The organism is Bradyrhizobium sp. ma5, from assembly GCF_042258955.1.
Lineage (GTDB): Bacteria > Pseudomonadota > Alphaproteobacteria > Rhizobiales > Xanthobacteraceae > Bradyrhizobium.
This window is the reverse complement of record NZ_CP170156.1, coordinates 7,635,775-7,652,154: the sequence shown is the minus strand read 5'-3', so window position 1 is coordinate 7,652,154 and position 16,380 is coordinate 7,635,775. Positions and strand designations below refer to the sequence as shown.

General features: G+C 64.6%; 16 protein-coding genes and 1 tRNA gene. 6 read left to right on the top strand and 11 right to left on the bottom strand.

The features are described 5' to 3' along the window. Nucleotides 1–198 precede the first annotated feature (198 nt). From carB to ACE103_RS36020, 3 genes are all read right to left on the bottom strand, one after another. Nucleotides 199–3,663, bottom strand: coding sequence for a carbamoyl-phosphate synthase large subunit (gene carB / locus ACE103_RS36030; protein ID WP_375776891.1), 3,465 nt, complete (start codon nt 3,661–3,663; stop codon nt 199–201). A 327-nt stretch (nt 3,664–3,990) separates the two neighbouring features. Continuing rightward, nucleotides 3,991–4,066: transfer RNA gene (locus tag ACE103_RS36025), tRNA-OTHER, on the bottom strand. Between the two features lie 77 nt (nt 4,067–4,143). Continuing rightward, nucleotides 4,144–4,833 (bottom strand): class I SAM-dependent methyltransferase, encoded by a 690-nt coding sequence (locus ACE103_RS36020; protein WP_375776890.1) that lies wholly within the window; start codon nt 4,831–4,833, stop codon nt 4,144–4,146. A gap of 126 nt (nt 4,834–4,959) precedes the next feature. Here ACE103_RS36020 and ACE103_RS36015 point away from each other — a divergent pair, with 126 nt between their 5' ends. Next, nucleotides 4,960–5,487 carry a Dps family protein gene (locus ACE103_RS36015; protein ID WP_223977097.1) on the top strand — a complete coding sequence of 176 codons (528 nt, stop codon included), beginning with the start codon at nt 4,960–4,962 and terminating at the stop codon, nt 5,485–5,487. Nucleotides 5,488–5,657: 170 nt separating this feature from the next. Here the strand turns inward: ACE103_RS36015 and ACE103_RS36010 are convergent, their stop codons facing one another. The 4 genes from ACE103_RS36010 to carA all read right to left on the bottom strand — a co-directional run bounded on the left by ACE103_RS36010 (nt 5,658) and on the right by carA (nt 9,291). Next, a complete protein-coding gene (locus ACE103_RS36010; protein ID WP_375776889.1) occupies nt 5,658–6,179 on the bottom strand; it encodes a hypothetical protein in 522 nt (173 codons plus the stop codon). A 41-nt stretch (nt 6,180–6,220) separates the two neighbouring features. Next, complete coding sequence (locus ACE103_RS36005; protein ID WP_375776888.1) at nt 6,221–7,321, bottom strand: mandelate racemase/muconate lactonizing enzyme family protein; 1,101 nt, start codon at nt 7,319–7,321, stop codon at nt 6,221–6,223. Between the two features lie 127 nt (nt 7,322–7,448). After that, nucleotides 7,449–7,946: a PaaI family thioesterase gene (locus ACE103_RS36000; protein ID WP_375776887.1), complete on the bottom strand. Its 498-nt coding sequence runs from the start codon at nt 7,944–7,946 to the stop codon at nt 7,449–7,451. 151 nt (nt 7,947–8,097) lie between these two features. Continuing rightward, entirely contained in the window at nt 8,098–9,291 is a 1,194-nt protein-coding gene (gene carA / locus ACE103_RS35995; protein WP_375776886.1) for a glutamine-hydrolyzing carbamoyl-phosphate synthase small subunit, read from the bottom strand. Between the two features lie 161 nt (nt 9,292–9,452). Between carA and ACE103_RS35990 the strand changes: the two genes are divergently transcribed. From ACE103_RS35990 to ACE103_RS35970, 5 genes are all read left to right on the top strand, one after another. Beyond that, nucleotides 9,453–10,154 (top strand): alpha/beta fold hydrolase, encoded by a 702-nt coding sequence (locus tag ACE103_RS35990; RefSeq protein WP_375776885.1) that lies wholly within the window; start codon nt 9,453–9,455, stop codon nt 10,152–10,154. Between the two features lie 58 nt (nt 10,155–10,212). Further along, nucleotides 10,213–10,668 (top strand): GatB/YqeY domain-containing protein, encoded by a 456-nt coding sequence (locus ACE103_RS35985; RefSeq protein ID WP_375776884.1) that lies wholly within the window; start codon nt 10,213–10,215, stop codon nt 10,666–10,668. Nucleotides 10,669–10,683: 15 nt separating this feature from the next. Continuing rightward, complete coding sequence (locus ACE103_RS35980) at nt 10,684–11,151, top strand: hypothetical protein (RefSeq protein WP_375776883.1); 468 nt, start codon at nt 10,684–10,686, stop codon at nt 11,149–11,151. 83 nt (nt 11,152–11,234) lie between these two features. Further along, entirely contained in the window at nt 11,235–12,755 is a 1,521-nt protein-coding gene (locus ACE103_RS35975; protein WP_375776882.1) for an FAD-dependent oxidoreductase, read from the top strand. Nucleotides 12,756–12,811: 56 nt separating this feature from the next. Then, on the top strand, nt 12,812–14,422 hold the full coding sequence (locus ACE103_RS35970) for an acyl-CoA synthetase (protein WP_375776881.1): 1,611 nt from the start codon (nt 12,812–12,814) through the stop codon (nt 14,420–14,422). A gap of 176 nt (nt 14,423–14,598) precedes the next feature. Here the strand turns inward: ACE103_RS35970 and ACE103_RS35965 are convergent, their stop codons facing one another. The 4 genes from ACE103_RS35965 to ACE103_RS35950 are packed head-to-tail and all read right to left on the bottom strand — an operon-like array spanning nt 14,599 to nt 16,378. After that, entirely contained in the window at nt 14,599–15,114 is a 516-nt protein-coding gene (locus ACE103_RS35965; protein WP_375776880.1) for an SRPBCC family protein, read from the bottom strand. 32 nt (nt 15,115–15,146) lie between these two features. Further along, entirely contained in the window at nt 15,147–15,614 is a 468-nt protein-coding gene (locus tag ACE103_RS35960) for an SRPBCC family protein (protein ID WP_223977128.1), read from the bottom strand. Beyond that, a complete protein-coding gene (locus ACE103_RS35955; RefSeq protein WP_223977131.1) occupies nt 15,607–16,071 on the bottom strand; it encodes an SRPBCC family protein in 465 nt (154 codons plus the stop codon). The genes ACE103_RS35960 and ACE103_RS35955 overlap by 8 nt, the downstream gene beginning before the upstream one ends. Further along, a complete protein-coding gene (locus ACE103_RS35950; RefSeq protein WP_024581051.1) occupies nt 16,064–16,378 on the bottom strand; it encodes a helix-turn-helix transcriptional regulator in 315 nt (104 codons plus the stop codon). The genes ACE103_RS35955 and ACE103_RS35950 overlap by 8 nt, the downstream gene beginning before the upstream one ends. Nucleotides 16,379–16,380: the final 2 nt, after the last annotated feature.

Here is a 16,380-nt window from a genome sequence, read left to right as displayed (position 1 = left end):
CATCTTCGTCCTTCATCGTGCGCGCCCGGCGGCCGTGCACGAAATATCCAGTTCAGCTAACGCAGGAATCAGGACGCGAACGCGCCCGGAAGCCCAGTGATTTTCGGCCCCGCTAAGGGCCGTGACAACATCCAATCGCGCGGTGAGTTCCAGCCATTCGGCTAATTGACCGCTTCGGGCCTTCAGCCCGGGCAGCGGTCAGCTTTCGGAAAAGTAACTCTGAAGCGTGCGGACCTCAAGGTCCCCGTCCCGATAGGCCCGGATCCCCCGTGCGGCCGCCACCGCGCCTGAAAGAGTGGTGTAATATGGCACTTTATGCAAGAGGGCAGCCCGCCGCAGCGAGCGGCTGTCAGCCAGGGCCTGCGGACCTTCGGTGGTATTGAAGACCAGCTGGACGTCGCCATTGGTGATGGCGTCGACGATGTGCGGACGACCTTCGAGCACCTTGTTCACCTTCTCCGTCGGCACGCCATGGTCGCTGAGATAGCGCTGCGTGCCCGAGGTTGCCATCACCTTGAAGCCGAGCGAGTGCAGCAGCCGCACAGCATCCGCGATGCGCATCTTGTCGTCGCCGCGCACCGAGACGAACACCGTGCCCTGCCGCGGCACACGCGTGCCGCCGCCGAGCTGGCTCTTTGCGAATGCGACCTCGAAGGAGCGGTCGAGCCCCATCACTTCGCCGGTCGAACGCATCTCCGGTCCGAGCACGGTGTCGACGCCGGGGAAGCGCGCGAACGGGAACACCGATTCCTTCACGCCGACATGGTCGAGCTTCTTCTTCTTCAGCTTGAAGTCGGCGAGCTTTTCGCCGGCCATGATCCGCGCCGCGATCTTGGCGACCGGCATGCCGATCACCTTGGCGACGAACGGCACGGTGCGGGATGCGCGCGGGTTGACCTCGAGCACGTAGATCTCGCCGTCCTTGATTGCGTACTGCACGTTCATCAGGCCGACCACGTCGAGGCCGAGCGCGAGCTCGCGGGTCTGCCGCTCCAGCTCCTCGATGGTCTTGGCGTCGAGCGAATGCGGCGGCAGCGAGCAAGCGGAGTCGCCGGAGTGGATGCCGGCTTCCTCGATGTGCTCCATGATGCCGACGATGAAGGTGTCCTTGCCGTCGGAGAGGCAGTCGACGTCGACTTCGGTCGCATCGGACAGATAGCGATCGAACAGCAGCGGGTTCTTGCCGAGCACGGTGTTGATCTGCCCGGTCTTGTCGTTCGGGTAGCGTGCCTTGACGTCGGCGGGCACCAGTTCGGGCAGGGTGCCGAGCAGGTAATCGTTGAGCTGGGTCTCCTCGCGGATGATCTGCATCGCGCGACCGCCGAGCACGTAGGACGGGCGCACCACCAGCGGCAGATCGAGATCGGCGGCCACCAGGCGTGCCTGCTCGACCGAATAGGCGATGCCGTTCTTCGGCTGCTTGAGGCGCAGCTTGTCGAGCACGCGCTTGAAGCGGTCGCGGTCCTCGGCGAGGTCGATCGCATCTGGCGAGGTGCCGAGGATCGGCACTTCGGCGGCTTCGAGCGCGCGGGCGAGCTTCAGCGGGGTCTGGCCGCCGAACTGCACGATCACGCCGTGCAGCGTGCCGTTCTTGCGCTCGGTCGCGACGATCTCCAGCACGTCTTCGGCGGTGAGCGGCTCGAAATACAGCCGGTTCGCAGTGTCGTAGTCGGTCGACACCGTCTCCGGATTGCAGTTGACCATGATGGTCTCGTAGCCGGCGTCCTCGAGCGCGAAGCAGGCGTGGCAGCAGCAATAGTCGAACTCGATGCCCTGGCCGATGCGGTTCGGTCCACCGCCGAGAATGATCACCTTCTTGCGGTCCGACGGCGCGCTCTCGTCGGCAAGCTCGCCGGCGAACGGCCGCTCATAGGTCGAATACATGTAGGCGGTGGGCGACGCGAACTCGGCGGCGCAGGTGTCGATGCGCTTGAACACCGGGCGCACCCCGAGCGCGTGGCGCTTGGCGGTGACGTCGGCTTCGGTGGTCTCGGTAAGCACGGCGAGCCGCGCATCGGAGAAGCCCATTGCTTTCAGGGTCCGCATTGCGAACGCGTTCGGCGGCAGGCCGTTGCTGCGGACCTTGTCCTCCATCTCGACGATAGCGCGCATCTCAGCCAGGAACCAGGGGTCGATCTTGCAGGAGTTGAAGATCTCCTCGTCGGTCCAGCCGAGCCGCATCGCCTGCGCGACCTGCAGGATGCGGTTCGGTGTCGGCGTGCCGAGCGCGGCGCGAATCGCGTTCTTGTCGTCGCCGCGGCCGAGCCCCTCGATCTCGATCTCGTCGAGGCCGGTCAGGCCGGTCTCGAGCCCGCGCAGGGCCTTCTGCAGGCTCTCCTGGAAGGTGCGGCCGATCGCCATCACTTCGCCGACCGACTTCATCGACGTGGTCAGCGTGGAGGAGGCGCCGGGGAATTTCTCGAACGCAAAGCGCGGAATTTTCGTGACGACGTAATCGATGGTCGGCTCGAATGAGGCGGGGGTGGCGCCGCCGGTGATGTCGTTGGCGATTTCGTCGAGCGTGTAGCCGACCGCGAGCTTGGCCGCGACCTTGGCGATCGGGAAGCCGGTGGCCTTCGACGCCAGCGCCGACGAGCGCGACACGCGCGGATTCATCTCGATCACGACCATGCGGCCGTCGACGGGGTTGATGCCGAACTGGACGTTGGAGCCGCCGGTCTCGACCCCGATCTCGCGCAGCACCGCCAGCGAGGCGTCGCGCATGACCTGGTATTCCTTGTCGGTCAATGTCAGGGCCGGCGCGATGGTGATGGAATCGCCGGTATGCACGCCCATCGGATCGAGATTCTCGATCGAGCAGATGATGATGCAATTGTCCTTCTTATCGCGCACCACCTCCATCTCGTACTCTTTCCAGCCGAGCACGCTTTCCTCGATCAGGACCTCGTTGGTCGGGGAGGCGTCGAGCCCGCGCTCGATGATGTCGAGGAATTCTTCCTTGTTGTAGGCGATGCCGCCGCCGGTGCCGCCCATGGTGAAGGAGGGCCGGATGATCGCAGGCAGGCCGATCTCCGACAGCGCCATCAACGCCTCGCCGAAGGCGTGCTCCTGATAGCGCTTGCGGCGTTCGTTCTCGCCAAGCGTCCACTGCCGCTCGAGTTCTTCCAGTGCCTCGCCGGACAGTTTCTCCCGCTCGGCAAGATATTTGTCGCGGTAGGATTTCTTCAGCGCCGAGGCGTTGGCGAGCCGCGATTTCGGCGTCTCCAGCCCGATCTTGGTCATGCACTCGCGGAACAGCTGGCGGTCTTCGGCCTTGTCGATGGCGTCAGCGGTGGCGCCGATCATCTCGACGTCGAACTTGTCGAGCGTGCCCTGCCTGCGCAACGAGAGCGCGCAGTTCAGCGCGGTCTGGCCGCCCATCGTCGGCAACAGCGCAAAGCCACCCGGGATGACGTTGCGCTCCTTCTCGATGATCTTGCCGACGATTTCGGGGGTGATCGGTTCGATATAGGTGGCGTCCGCCAGTTCCGGATCGGTCATGATGGTGGCCGGATTGGAATTGACGAGGACGACGCGGTAACCCTCTTCCTTCAGAGCCTTCACCGCCTGCGTGCCGGAATAGTCGAATTCGCAGGCTTGGCCGATCACGATAGGACCGGCGCCGATGATCAGGATGGTGGAGATGTCGGTTCTTTTGGGCATCAGCTCTCGCGGACTGGAATTTGGGCACAAAAAAAGGGCGCGCTGGTCGCGCGTCCCTCGGGCCATGCGCTACATCTTGCAGCGCAGGAGGCGCGATCCCTCGCGCGCGGGTGGTCTTTAGACCAGTTTCCGCACCCGCGAAACCCCCAAAAACGCGCAATCAACTGCGATTCTGGGGGAAATGGCTCATTTGACCATGCCCGGTTGGGGGTGCTCAGGGGGTGAGGGAGGGTCATGCCGGCGCCCGGCTTCGCCCTGCGGGCTACGCCGCGGTAGCCTTCGCCACGAGATGGCTTGCCGAGCCGAAGCTGCGTGAGCAGCGAAGGCTGGAGGCCCGGCCTGGATTTGAACCAGGATAAACAGTGTTGCACCACTGCCGCGTCGACGCTTCCGCCACCGGGCCGAGTGGATCATTGCTGATTATTTCAGCGCCCGCTACGTTTACTCTTGGTTAACCCTAATATCTTGCACAACTTCTGATCAGTGGTGCGCCACGAACGTCATCCGCCACGGATTGTGCCCGATGTTGCGCGGCGCGCGCGTGGCGTCGAAGCCCGCGGCGGCGAGCTTCGCGATCATCTCGTCCTCGCGGTAGCGCTGCAGCCCGATCTTGGTGCGCAGCTGCCGGTAATCGGACAGCGCGGTCGAGGCGAGCCCGATCAAGGCATCGCGCAGAAAGCCATGGGTCGCGGCAAAGCGCAGCAGCGCGATGACGTCTCGGGCCATGCCGACTTCGGGCCGCAGGATATCGCCGAGCACGAAACGGCCCGAGGGCTTCAGCAGGCGGTGGATCACGTCGAATGCGGAGTCGAGCTCCTGCGGCGTCATGTATTGCGCCACCGAGTTCATCACCACGAGGTCGATCGAATCCGCCTCCATGTTCTTCAGCTCGTCGAGCGAGCGGACGCGGATCTTGGTGTCGGGCGCAAAGCGCGCGACCAGGCGGCCGCGCACGCCGGGCGCAGGCTCCGCCAGATAGAGCTGGGCGCAGGCGTTGGCGACCTTCGCTGCCGATAGCGCCTCACCGCAGGCATAATCCAGCACCACGGCGCCGGGCGAGGTGATGTAGCCGATGATGTCGTTGGCGATGACCTGGAAATGCAGGTCGCGGTGCAGTCGGCTCGCATAAATCGTATGCGTGGAATCGTAATAGTCGATCCATTCATCCATCGCGCTTGGTATCCGGCAGAACGGGTTCCTGACTTCCAGGAACAGGTGGGCTGATGATGCGTTAGCGGTCCGGCGGCCAATGTTCAATGCGCCGAAATACGGGGGTTCCTAACAGGAAGGTCCAACGTGAGCAAAGCCAAGACTGAAAAGATATCGCCCGATCTCGACACGCCGAGCGATCTGCCGCAAGCCGCGGTGGACACGATCTCGGCCTCGCTCAACACGCTTCTGGCGGACGCCTTCGCGCTCTACCTGAAGACCAAGAATTTTCACTGGCATGTCAGCGGCCGGCATTTCCATGATTACCATTTGTTGCTGGACGAACAATCGGACGCGATCTTCGCGACCACCGACCAACTCGCCGAGCGGGTGCGCAAGCTCGGCGGCGCGACGCTGCGGTCGATCGGCGACATCGCCAAGCACCAGACCATCAAGGACAATGACGAGGCCTTTGTGCCGCCGCGCGAAATGCTGCGCGAGTTGATGGAGGACAACAAGCACATGGCGGCGGCGATGCGCAAGGCACACAAGCTCGCCGACGACCACGAGGATTCCGGCACTGCCGGCCTGCTCGAAACCTTCATCGACGAAACCGAGCGCCGTACCTGGTTCCTGTTCGAGGCAAGCCGCCAGGAAGGCAGCAACGCAGCCTGAGTTTCACCCTCTCCCCTTGTGGGAGAGGGTGGCGCAATCGAGCGGAGCGAGATGAAGCCGGGTGAGGGGTTCTATCCGCGGAGACAGACCCCTCATCCGTCGCGGATTTCATCCGCGCCACCTTCTCCCACAAGGGGAGAAGGGAAGGGGGAGCAGCGGTCGTTGAAGCATCACCGCCTCCACAGCTGCACCAGCGGCCCATCCTTCCCCATCACCGGATCGGTGGTCGGGATCGCCACCAGCGGGATCGTCTTCAGCGCCCGGGCGTGGTTCTGCGGCGTCGGCCGTTGCAGGTCCATCGGCGGGCCCGGCGGATAGGCGCCGACCACGCTGAAGTCGCCGCTCGCCGACAGGCATTGATGTCCGGTGCCAGCCGGCAGGATCGCGACGTCGCCGGCTGCGATCTCGAACGCGCGCCCGCGTTCGCCGCCGAACTGCACGCGCGCGCTGCCGCGGGCGACGCCCAGCACCTCGTGCACGGTGGCGTGGTAATGCGCGAAGTCGTAGACGCCGTTCCGCCACATCGCGCCCCAGCCATTGCTGCTGAACAGTTGCTCGATTGTGGCCTCGGGATTTCTGCTGACATCGACCGCGGTCTTGTAGACCAGAAACGGCATCGGATTGTTCGGCACCAGGCCATCGTCCTGAAAGACGATGGTCAGGAGCTCGGCATCCTTACTCACCACCGGCATGGCGGCTCTCCAGCGTTGCGAGAGGCGGGAAATCGTTCCCGCTAGATTTTGAACTTCAGTACCTCGTCCTTGAATTTGAGCCCATGCCCCGGCCGTTCCGGCGCGGTGATCATGCCATTGGCAATCTCTGGCGGATCGACCCAGAGGTCGTCGATCAGGGCCATGTTCTCGCACCAGATGCCGTTCGGGATCGAGGCCAAGAGGTGCACATTGAGTTCGGGGAACAGATGCGGCGCGATGGTGATGCCGAACGTGTCGGCAAGCGCCGCGATCTTGCGCAGGTCGGTCATGCCGCCGCGCATCGGGTCGGGTTGCAGGATCGGCAGGCAGGGATTGAGGAAGAACGGCCGCAGATCGTAGCGCGTGAAATGCGTCTCGCCGCCGACGACGCGCATGTCGAGCGCCGCCGCGATGCGCTGATAGCCGGCGAAATCATCGGCCGGCACCGGCTCCTCCAGCCAGTAGATATCGTACTTCTCGAACTTGCGTCCCATCTCGATGGCGACATCGGCGCTCCAGCCCATGTTGACGTCGATCATGATGTCGATGTCGGGCCCGAGCGCCTCGCGCATGCGGCGCACATTGTCGAGGTCCTGCGCCGGCGTGTGAACATGCGCGACCTGCATCTTGATCGCCTTGTAGCCCTGCTTCACGAAATGCAGCGCCTTCTCGATCATGCCGTCGCCGCCGGCGCCGCGGAAACAGCCGGAACCATAGATCGGGATTTCCGAGCGATAGTGCCCCCATAGCCGGTGCAGCGGCAGGCCGGCGCGTTTTCCCACCGCATCCCACAGCGCGATGTCGAGCGCCGACATCGCCATCGCGGCGATGCCGCCGCGGCCATAGGTCATCGTCGCCGTCCACAGATCGCGCCAGATCGCCTCGATCGCGGTGGCATCCTTGCCGATGACGCGCGGGATGATGCACTCGTCGAGACAGGCCGCGATCGACTGCATCGCCGGGCGGAACACGAACAGATAGCCCATGCCGGTGATGCCGCCGGATGTCTCCACGTCGCAGATCAGGATGTCGCGCGTCGCGCCCAGCGCTGCGCCCTTCAGCCAGCGATCGTCGGCCCAGGGCAGCCGCAGCATCGTGACGCGGACGTTGCGGATGGTCATGTCTGGATTGGCTGAGGTCATCGAGCGTTTCCTTCCTTCCAGGCCGGATCACGTTGCCTGATCTCGGACCGGGAAACTCAATCACAGAGCACTGCCGCCAATCCAGCGCGCTACGTCATGCCTCCAATGCGCCAGGACGCGATTGCCTTCAGGTGTTTTTGGGAAGCTCGAACACCATGCAGGTCGTGGTGGCGTGCGCGATCAGCTTGCCGTTTCCGTCGGTGATGCGGCCTTCGGCGGTCGCGGCGCGCCGGCCGGCGTTGAGCACCCGGCCCTCGGTGCGGATCTTGCCGGTGTCCTGGCTCATGCCGCGGACAAAGGAGATCTTGAACTCCAGCGTGGTGTAGCCCGAACCTTTCGGCAGCGTAGTCTGCACCGCGAGCGCCATCGCGGAATCGAGCAGGATCGCGACATAGCCGCCGTGCACCGAGCCGATCGGGTTGTAGTGGCGCAGCCCGGGGATGCTGTGGATCACCACATGGCCCGGCTCGGCGGTGCAGTCGAACGGCTCGACGTTCTCCATGATCGGCGGCTCCGGCAGGGTGCGGGCGAAGATGCCGCGCACGAAGTCGAGCCCCGGCATCGACGCCATCAGCTCCAGCGAGGAGACGCCGTAGGTAGGCTTCGGAGTGGCGCTGTCGGTCATGTCGGCATGTCCCGTGACGTGATACGAGGGCACATTGTTGCTGTCGGGTTTAGCCGCACACAACAGCTGTCATGCCCGGACTTGATCCGGGCATCCATCTTTCTTCAAGGGATGGATTGCCGGGTCAAGCCCGGCAATGACACGCGCAAGCCTACGCCACCTGCTTCTTCTTCCGCATCAGATCGGCAAACCGCTGGAACAGGTAGTGCGAGTCGCGCGGGCCGGGCGACGCTTCCGGGTGGTACTGCACCGAGAACACCGGCTTGCCCTCGAGCGCGATGCCGCAGTTGGAGCCGTCGAATAGCGAGATATGGGTCTGGGTCGCGCCGGCGGGCAGCGTCGCCTGGTCCACCGCAAAGCCGTGGTTCATCGAGGTGATCTCGACCTTGCCGGTGGTCTCGTCCTTGACCGGATGGTTGGCGCCGTGATGGCCCTGATGCATCTTCATGGTCTTGGCGCCGACGGCAAGGCCAAGCATCTGATGGCCGAGGCAGATGCCAAAGGTCGGCGTCCCCGAAGCGATCACCTGCTGGATGACCGGCACGGCATATTTGCCGGTCGCGGCGGGATCGCCGGGGCCGTTCGACAGGAACACGCCGTCCGGCTTCATCGCCAGGATGTCTTCAGCCGCCGTCGTCGCCGGCACCACGGTCACCTTGCAGCCGACACCGGCGAGCAGGCGCAGGATGTTGCGCTTGATGCCGTAGTCGATCGCGACCACGTTGAATTCCGGCGCGGTCTGCTGGCCAAAACCCTTGCCCCACTCCCAGGGGGTCTCATCCCAGGTGAAGCGCTGGCCCGAGGTGACCATCGGCACCAGGTCCATGCCCTCGAGGCCGGGCCATTCACGGGCCTCTTCCTTCAGGCCGTGCAGATCGAATTCGCCGTTCTTCGCATGCGCGATCACGGCGTTGGGCATGCCCTTGGAGCGGATCAGCGCGGTCAGCGCCCTTGTATCGATGCCGGACAGGCCGATGATGCCGCGCGCCTTCAACCACTGGTCGAGGTGGCGGGTGGCGCGGTAGTTCGAGGGATCCGTGATCGCCGAGCGCAGGATCACGCCGCGCGCGCCTGGCGTCGCGGCCATGTTCACGGTCTCGATGTCTTCCTCGTTGGTACCGACGTTGCCGATATGCGGGAAGGTGAAGGTGATGATCTGGCCGGCATAGGACGGATCCGTGAGGATCTCCTCATAGCCGGTCATTGCGGTGTTGAAGCAGACCTCGCCGACGGCGTGGCCTTCCGCGCCGAGACCAAAGCCTTCCAGCACGGTACCATCGGCGAGCACAAGGAGCGCGGTCGGTTTGTGGTCCGGCCAGGCGGAAGCGTTTTCGGGGGTTGTCATGAGCCCTTTAAATAGTCGCCGCACCCTGCGGCGTCAAAGCGAAAGGGCACGGATTCACACGGCAATGTCCGCCGATTTGACAGGCCGCACCGGCCTTTTAATCTAAAGTTCCCTGAAGCGGTCGTTTGCTTGCCGAAAATGACCCGGTCCGGAGCTCCCGCATGGATAACACGATGCCGATCCTGCTCGTCCCGGGCGTCATCTGCTCACCGCGGATCTTTGCCCCTGTCATCCCGGCGCTGTGGCGGTTTGGGCCGGTCACGGTCGCCAACCACGTCCGGGACGACAATATGGGGGCGATCGCCCGCCGGATCCTGGCCGAGGCGCCGCCGCGCTTCGCGCTCGCCGGGCACTCGATGGGCGGCTATATCGCGTTCGAGATCATGCGGCAGGCGCCCGAGCGGGTCGCGAAGCTGGCGCTGATGAGCACCCAGGCGAGGGCCGACACGCCGGAGGCGACCGCACGCCGCCGCGGCATGATGGAGCGTGCCAGAAACGGTCAGTATCGGAGCGTGGTCGACGAGCTGTTTCCGGGCTTCGTGCATCCGTCGCGGCAAGGCGATGCAGGCCTCCGGAAGATCGTCGACGACATGAGCGAGGACGTCGGCGCCGAGGCCTTCGTCCGCCAGCAAAACGCGGTGCTCAGCCGGCCGGATTCACGACCGGGCATGGCCTGGATCAAATGCCCGACCCTGGTGCTGACATCGGATACCGACAACACCGTGCCGAATTTATTGTCGGACGAGATGGCCAACGGCATTCCCGGGGCCAAGCTCGTGGTGATCCCCGATTGCGGTCACCTGCCGCAGCTGGAGCAGCCGCAGGCCTGTGCCGATGCGCTGGTTCAGTGGTTGCGGAACTAGGTTGTCCAGTCGCTGCAAACTGCCTACATGAGGGGATTGCCAGTTTAAGGACACCAGGATGCTGCGCGACGATATCAATACTGCGGTCAAGGAAGCGATGAAGGCGAAGGACGAGCGCAAGCTCTCCACGCTGCGCATGGTCAATTCGACCATCAAGAACGCCGACATCGACGCGCGCGGGCAGGGCAAGCCGCCACTCTCCGATGCCGATCTCCTGAGCGTCTTGCAGAAGATGATCAAGCAGCGCCAGGAATCGGTCGAGCTCTACGACAAGGGCGGCCGTGCCGAGCTCGCCGCCCAGGAGCGCGAGGAGATCGCCGTGATCTCCGCCTACCTGCCCAAGCAGATGTCCGACGACGACGTGAAGGCCGCGATCGCGGCCATCATCGCCGAGACCAACGCTGCCGGGATCAAGGACATGGGTAAGGTGATCGGCGCCCTGAAGGCGAAGTACGCCGGCCAGATGGATTTCGGCAAGGCCAGCGGCCTCGTCAAGGCGGCGCTCGCGGGATAGCGGCGGAGGCTTCCGATGTTTCGTGTCGCGGCGGACAGTCTGGAAGCTTACCTCGCCTTCGATCCCGGCCGGACCGCGGATCTCGAACAAGTCCATGCGGCGATGCGCAAGGCCGCGCCTTCGCTCAAGCGGCACTTTCATGCGGGCACGCCGGCCGGCGAGGCCGGCATGCGCATGAACATGATCGGCTACGGTCAGTTTCGCTATGCGATCAAGTCCGGCAAGACGGCGGTCTGGCCGGTGATCGGCGTGGCGCTGCAGAAGAACTACATCAGCATCTATGTCGCGGTGACCCGTAACGGGAAGCCGCTGGTGTCCTGCTACGCCGGCCAACTCGGCGAATTGCGGGCGGGTGGCAACAATTTCAGTTTCGAAGCGTTTGTTGATCTGAAGGCGGCTGCCGTTGCGGCACTGTTCGCCGAGGCCGCCGATATCTTCAAGGCGGATCAGGAGAACCCCGTCCGCTACATGCAGGGAAGCTGAGATCGGCTTGCCGCAAAGGGGCGCCAAGGCCCCATGAAGGCGGCGCCATCGAGGTGACGTTCTGGATAAACTGGAGATAGGCCATGGCCGATCAGCAAGCGCCTTCCGGTCCGGATCTGACACAAGGCGTGGCGCTCGCTGACTTCTCGGGCACGATGTTGCTCGGCCATGTCGGCGACGCGGACGTGCTGCTGGTGCGTTCGGGGGCGGATATCTTCGCCATCGATGCGCATTGCAGCCATTACCACGGCCCGCTCGCCGACGGGCTGGTCGAGGGCGAGACTATCCATTGCCCCTGGCATCACGCCTGCTTTGATGTTCGCACCGGTGAAGCGGTCGCCGCGCCTGCCATCAACGCGCTCGCCGTCTGGAAGGTCGAGCGAAATGGCGATCGCATCATCGTGCGCGAGAAGCGCGAGCAGCCGAAACCCCGCGTCAAGGGCCCCCTCGATGCGCCCGGCAGGATCGTGATCGTCGGCGGAGGCGCGGCTGGGTTTGCCGCCGCTGATATGCTGCGGCGGCAGGACTATCGCGGCAGCATCGTCATGCTGAGCGGCGAGACCGCGCCGCCGGTGGATCGGCCGAACCTGTCAAAGGACTTCCTCGCCGGCAGCGCGCCGGAAGGCTGGCTGCCGCTGAAGCCGGACAATTTCTATCCCGACGCGGCGATCGATCTAAGGCTCAGGACCGAGGTCAAGTCGATCGACACCGGCCGCCGCCATGTCGTGCTGGCCGGCGGCGACACGCTTCCCTATGACCGGCTGCTGCTGGCGACCGGCGCGGAGCCGGTGCGGCTGCCGATCCCGGGCGCGGATCAGCCCCACGTTCACGTGCTGCGCACCCTCCACGATTGCCGCGCGATCATCGCCTCGACCAGCGGCGCGCGCCGCGCGGTTGTGATCGGCGCGAGCTTCATCGGGCTCGAGGTTGCGGCCTCGCTGCGCGCGAGGGAGATCGAGGTTCACGTGGTCGGGCTGGAACAGCGGCCGCTGGAGCGCGTGCTCGGGCCTGAGATGGGCGATTTCGTTCGCGCGCTGCACGAGGAGCATGGCGTCGTCTTCCACCTTGGCGACACGGTGACTGCGATCGAGGGCAAGCGCGTGCAGCTGAAGAGCGGGCCGGTGCTCGATGCCGATCTCGTCGTGCTCGGCGTCGGCGTGAAGCCGCGGCTGGCGCTGGCGGAGGGAGCCGAGCTCGCGGTCGATCGCGGCGTGAAAGTAGATGCCTATCTCGAGACCAGTGTCTCCGGCATCTACGCGGCCGGCGACATCGCGCGCTGGCCCGATCCGCACAGCGGCGAGAATATCCGGGTCGAGCACTGGGTGGTGGCTGAGCGCCAGGGCCAGGCCGCCGCGCGGAATATGCTCGGGCAGCGCGAGGTGTTCGATGCGGTGCCGTTCTTCTGGAGCCAGCATTACGACGTGCCGATCAACTATGTCGGCCACGCCGAGCAGTGGGACGAGATCGCGGTGGACGGCAGCATCGCCGGCAGGGATTGCGTGCTCCGCTACAAGCGCGGCGGGCGCGTGCTCGCGGTCGCGTCGATCTATCGCGACCGCGAAAGCCTTGAGGCCGAGATCGCAATGCAGCGGGTGGCAGCCTGACGGCTTCCCCTCAGGGAGGGGTTTGTGGTCTGGCGGCGATGGTCTAGTCTGCGGCCATGCTTCAGGAAGCCAAGACCTACGACGAACTCTACCGCAACTTCCGCTGGGACGTTCCCCCGCGCTTCAACATGGCGACGGCGTGCTGCGACCGTTATGCCGACGGCACGGGCCGGCTCGCGCTGGTCTATGTCGATGAGGAAGGCCGCACCGCGCACACCTCGTTCGATGAAGTCGCCGACGCCTCGCGCCGCTTCGCCAATGTGCTGACCGCCGATGGCCTGGTGCGCGGCGACCGGGTCGCGGTGTTCCTGTCGCAATCGCTCGAATTACCGGTCGCGCATCTCGCGGCGTTCCGCGCGGCGCTGATCTCGATCCCGTTGTTTGCGCTGTTCGGCGAGGATGCGCTCGAATTCCGCCTGTCGAACTCCGCGGCCAAGGCCGTCATCACCGATGAGGCCGGCTGGGAGAAGATTGCGAAGATCCGCGATCGCCTGCCCGAGCTGAAGAGCGTCTACATCGTCGGCGACAAGACGCCGGCCGGTACGAAGTCATTCTGGAGCGCGATCCGATCGGCGTCCCCGGAATTTGCCACCGTGGACACGTCGGCCGACGATCCCGCATTGATCATCTACACCTCCGGCACCACGGGCAATCCGAAGGGCGCGCTGCATGCGCATCGCGTGGTGCTCGGGCATTTGCCCAATGTCGAGATGTGCCACAACTTCCTGCCCAAACCGGGTGACCTGATGTGGACGCCGGCCGACTGGGCCTGGATCGGCGGCCTGATCAACGGCCTGTTCGCGTTCTGGTACCACGGCATCCCCATGGTCGGTCATCGCGCGCGCAAATTCGAGCCGCAGGCGGCGATGCAGATGATGGCCGAGCTCGGCATCCGCAACGTGTTCCTGCCGCCCACTGCGCTGAAGCTGATGCGGCAGGCCGATGTGAAAAACTCCGGCGTCAAGCTGCGCAGCATCTTCACCGGCGGCGAGTCGCTCGGCGGCGAATTGCTCGGCTGGGTGCGCGAGACCTTCGGCATCGATGCTCATGAGGTGTTCGGGCAGACCGAATGCAATCTCGTGATCGGCAGCAATTCCAATCTGTTTCCGATCCGGCCGGGCTCGATGGGCCGCGCCACGCCGGGCTTCGACGTCCGCATCGTCAACGACAGAGGCGAGGAATTGCCGCGCGGACAGCGCGGCATCATCGGCGTGCGCCAGCCGTGCCCCTGCACCATGATCGAGTATTGGCGCAATCCTGAGGCGACCGCGAAGAAATATGCCGGCGAATTCCTGCTGACCGGTGATCTCGGCGTGCAGGATGACGACGGCTATTTCTGGTACGTCAGCCGCGAGGACGACGTCATCACCACTGCCGGCTATCGTGTCGGCCCCTCCGAGATCGAGCACACGCTGATGAAGCATCCGGCGGTCGCGATGTCGGCGGTGGTCGGCATTCCCGATCCGATCCGCACCGAATCGATCAAGGCCTGGATCGTGCTGCGTCCGGGCCACGCGCCGAGCGATGCTCTGGCGCGCGAAATCCAGGAGTTCGTCAAGGTCCAGCTCGCGGCCCACGAATATCCGCGCTTCGTGCAGTTCGCCGACAGCCTGCCGATGACCGCGACCGGCAAGGTGCTGCGTCGCGAGCTGCGGGCGCTGGGATAAAACCCCCACCGTCGTCCCGGCCTCCACCGTCGTCCCGGCGAAGGCCGGGACCCATTACCACCGCTCTAGGCGGTTAGAGTTCGCTGGGGCCACAGCGTCGAGCAACACAAGCATTTGTGGTTATGGGTCCCGGCCTTCGCCGGGACGACGGTGGAGTACGACGCGCATCGCTCGTCCTACCCTGGCATCGGAATTCCCAGTTCCTTCAGCGCGGCCAGCATGCGCTCCGGCGGCTGCATCGGGATCACCATGGCCTTGCCGGTTTCAAGCAGGCTCTTCAGGCTGGAGAGGATTGCCGGCCAGCCGGTGCGGCCGCCGGACAGGATGTCGTCGCTGATCGGGCGGTCATGCGATTGCAGCAAGGTCAGCTTCACGCCGTCGCCGGCCGGCTCGATCTCCCAGGTGACGAGCGTCGGCCCGAGCTTTTCGACGAGCTGCGGCCAGTTGACGTTGAAGGTGACGGTCAGCCGCTTCAAGGGATCGCACTCGATCACCTCGCCGGAGATGTGCAGCGCGCCGTCGGGCGTGCGCACGATGTAGGCGCCGCCGACCCGAAGATCGACCTCGACCGCGTTGCCGGAGAAATACTGCCGGCTGAGTTCGGCCTCGGTCAATGCCTGCCAGACTTTCTCCGGCGTGGCGGCGATGTAGATCGCGTAAACGATCGCCGGTTTGAATTTCTCGATGTTCATGTCTGTACGTACCCGTCGATAGATTTTCATCGTCATTCGAAGCCGTCGATCCCGAGCGCGGCAGGCGGGATCGTGACCACCTTGCCGGTCTCGAGCAGGCTCTTGAGGCCGGACAGGATCGCCGGCCAGCCCTTGGAAATGCCGTCGAGCAGCTTGCTGCCCGCGCCGAAGCCCTCATGGGTCACGGTCAGCTTCACGATCTTGCCATGGGGCTCGAGCGTGAAGACGACTTTGGTCGCCGGCTCCTTGCGCATCTCCTCGTCGCGCACGTGCTTGAAGGTGTAGGCGAGGCGCCGCGGCCGGTCGGCCTCGAGGATCTCGCCGGTGTCGGTGGTCTCGCCGCCCGTCACCAGTGCGAGCGGCGAGCCGACCTTCCAGTCCGATTTCAGCTCGGTGTCGAACCAGTACTGCCGCGTGAATGTGCTTGATGTCAGCGCATCCCACAGCTTCTCCGGCGTGGTCTCGATGTAGGTGACGTAGGCGAATTCGGGCTTAGGCATGGTAGGCCTCCCTGGCACCGCTCGTGAGCAGGTCTGCCGGCAGCTCGCGTCCGGTCTCCAGGAAGCTCTTCAGGCTTGCGATCACCATCGGCCAGCCACCGGAGATGTCGCGCAGCGTCTTCGGGCCGAGATTGTCGTGCGTCATGGTCAGCTTGACCACGCTGCCGTGCGGTTCGATGTCGAAGGTCACGCGCGAGACTCCCTCGCGCTCGACGCCTTCCTTCACGACGTCCCAGCTGTAAGCGAGCCTCTTGGGTGGATCGGCGATCAGCACCTCGCCTTGCACGGCGCGGCGGCCGTCCTTGGTCAAATGATAAAGCGAGCCGACCTTCCAGTCCGAGCTGACGCGATAGCCGAACCAGAAGCGTTCCGTGAACTCGCTCGATGTCAGCGCGTGCCACAGCTTGTCGGCGGTGGTCTCGATATAGGTGACGTAGACATAGTCCGGCTTACTCATCACGCTTCTCCAATTGCCGTTTCAATTCACTGAGCGCGGCGAGCTTGCCGCGCTCGAACTTCCTGATCCACCGCTCGCCGATCTGATGGATCGGAACCGGGTTGAGGTAATGCAATTTCTCGCGGCCATGCTTGATCGTGGTGACGAGGTTGGCCTCCTCGAGAATCCCAAGGTGCTTGGTGACGGCCTGACGCGTCATGTCGAGACCGTCGCAGAGCTCACCGAGCGTCTGACCGTTCTGATCGTGAAGCCGGTCAAGCAGCGTCCGCCGTGAGGCATCCGCGAGAGCTTTGAAGACTTCATCCATGG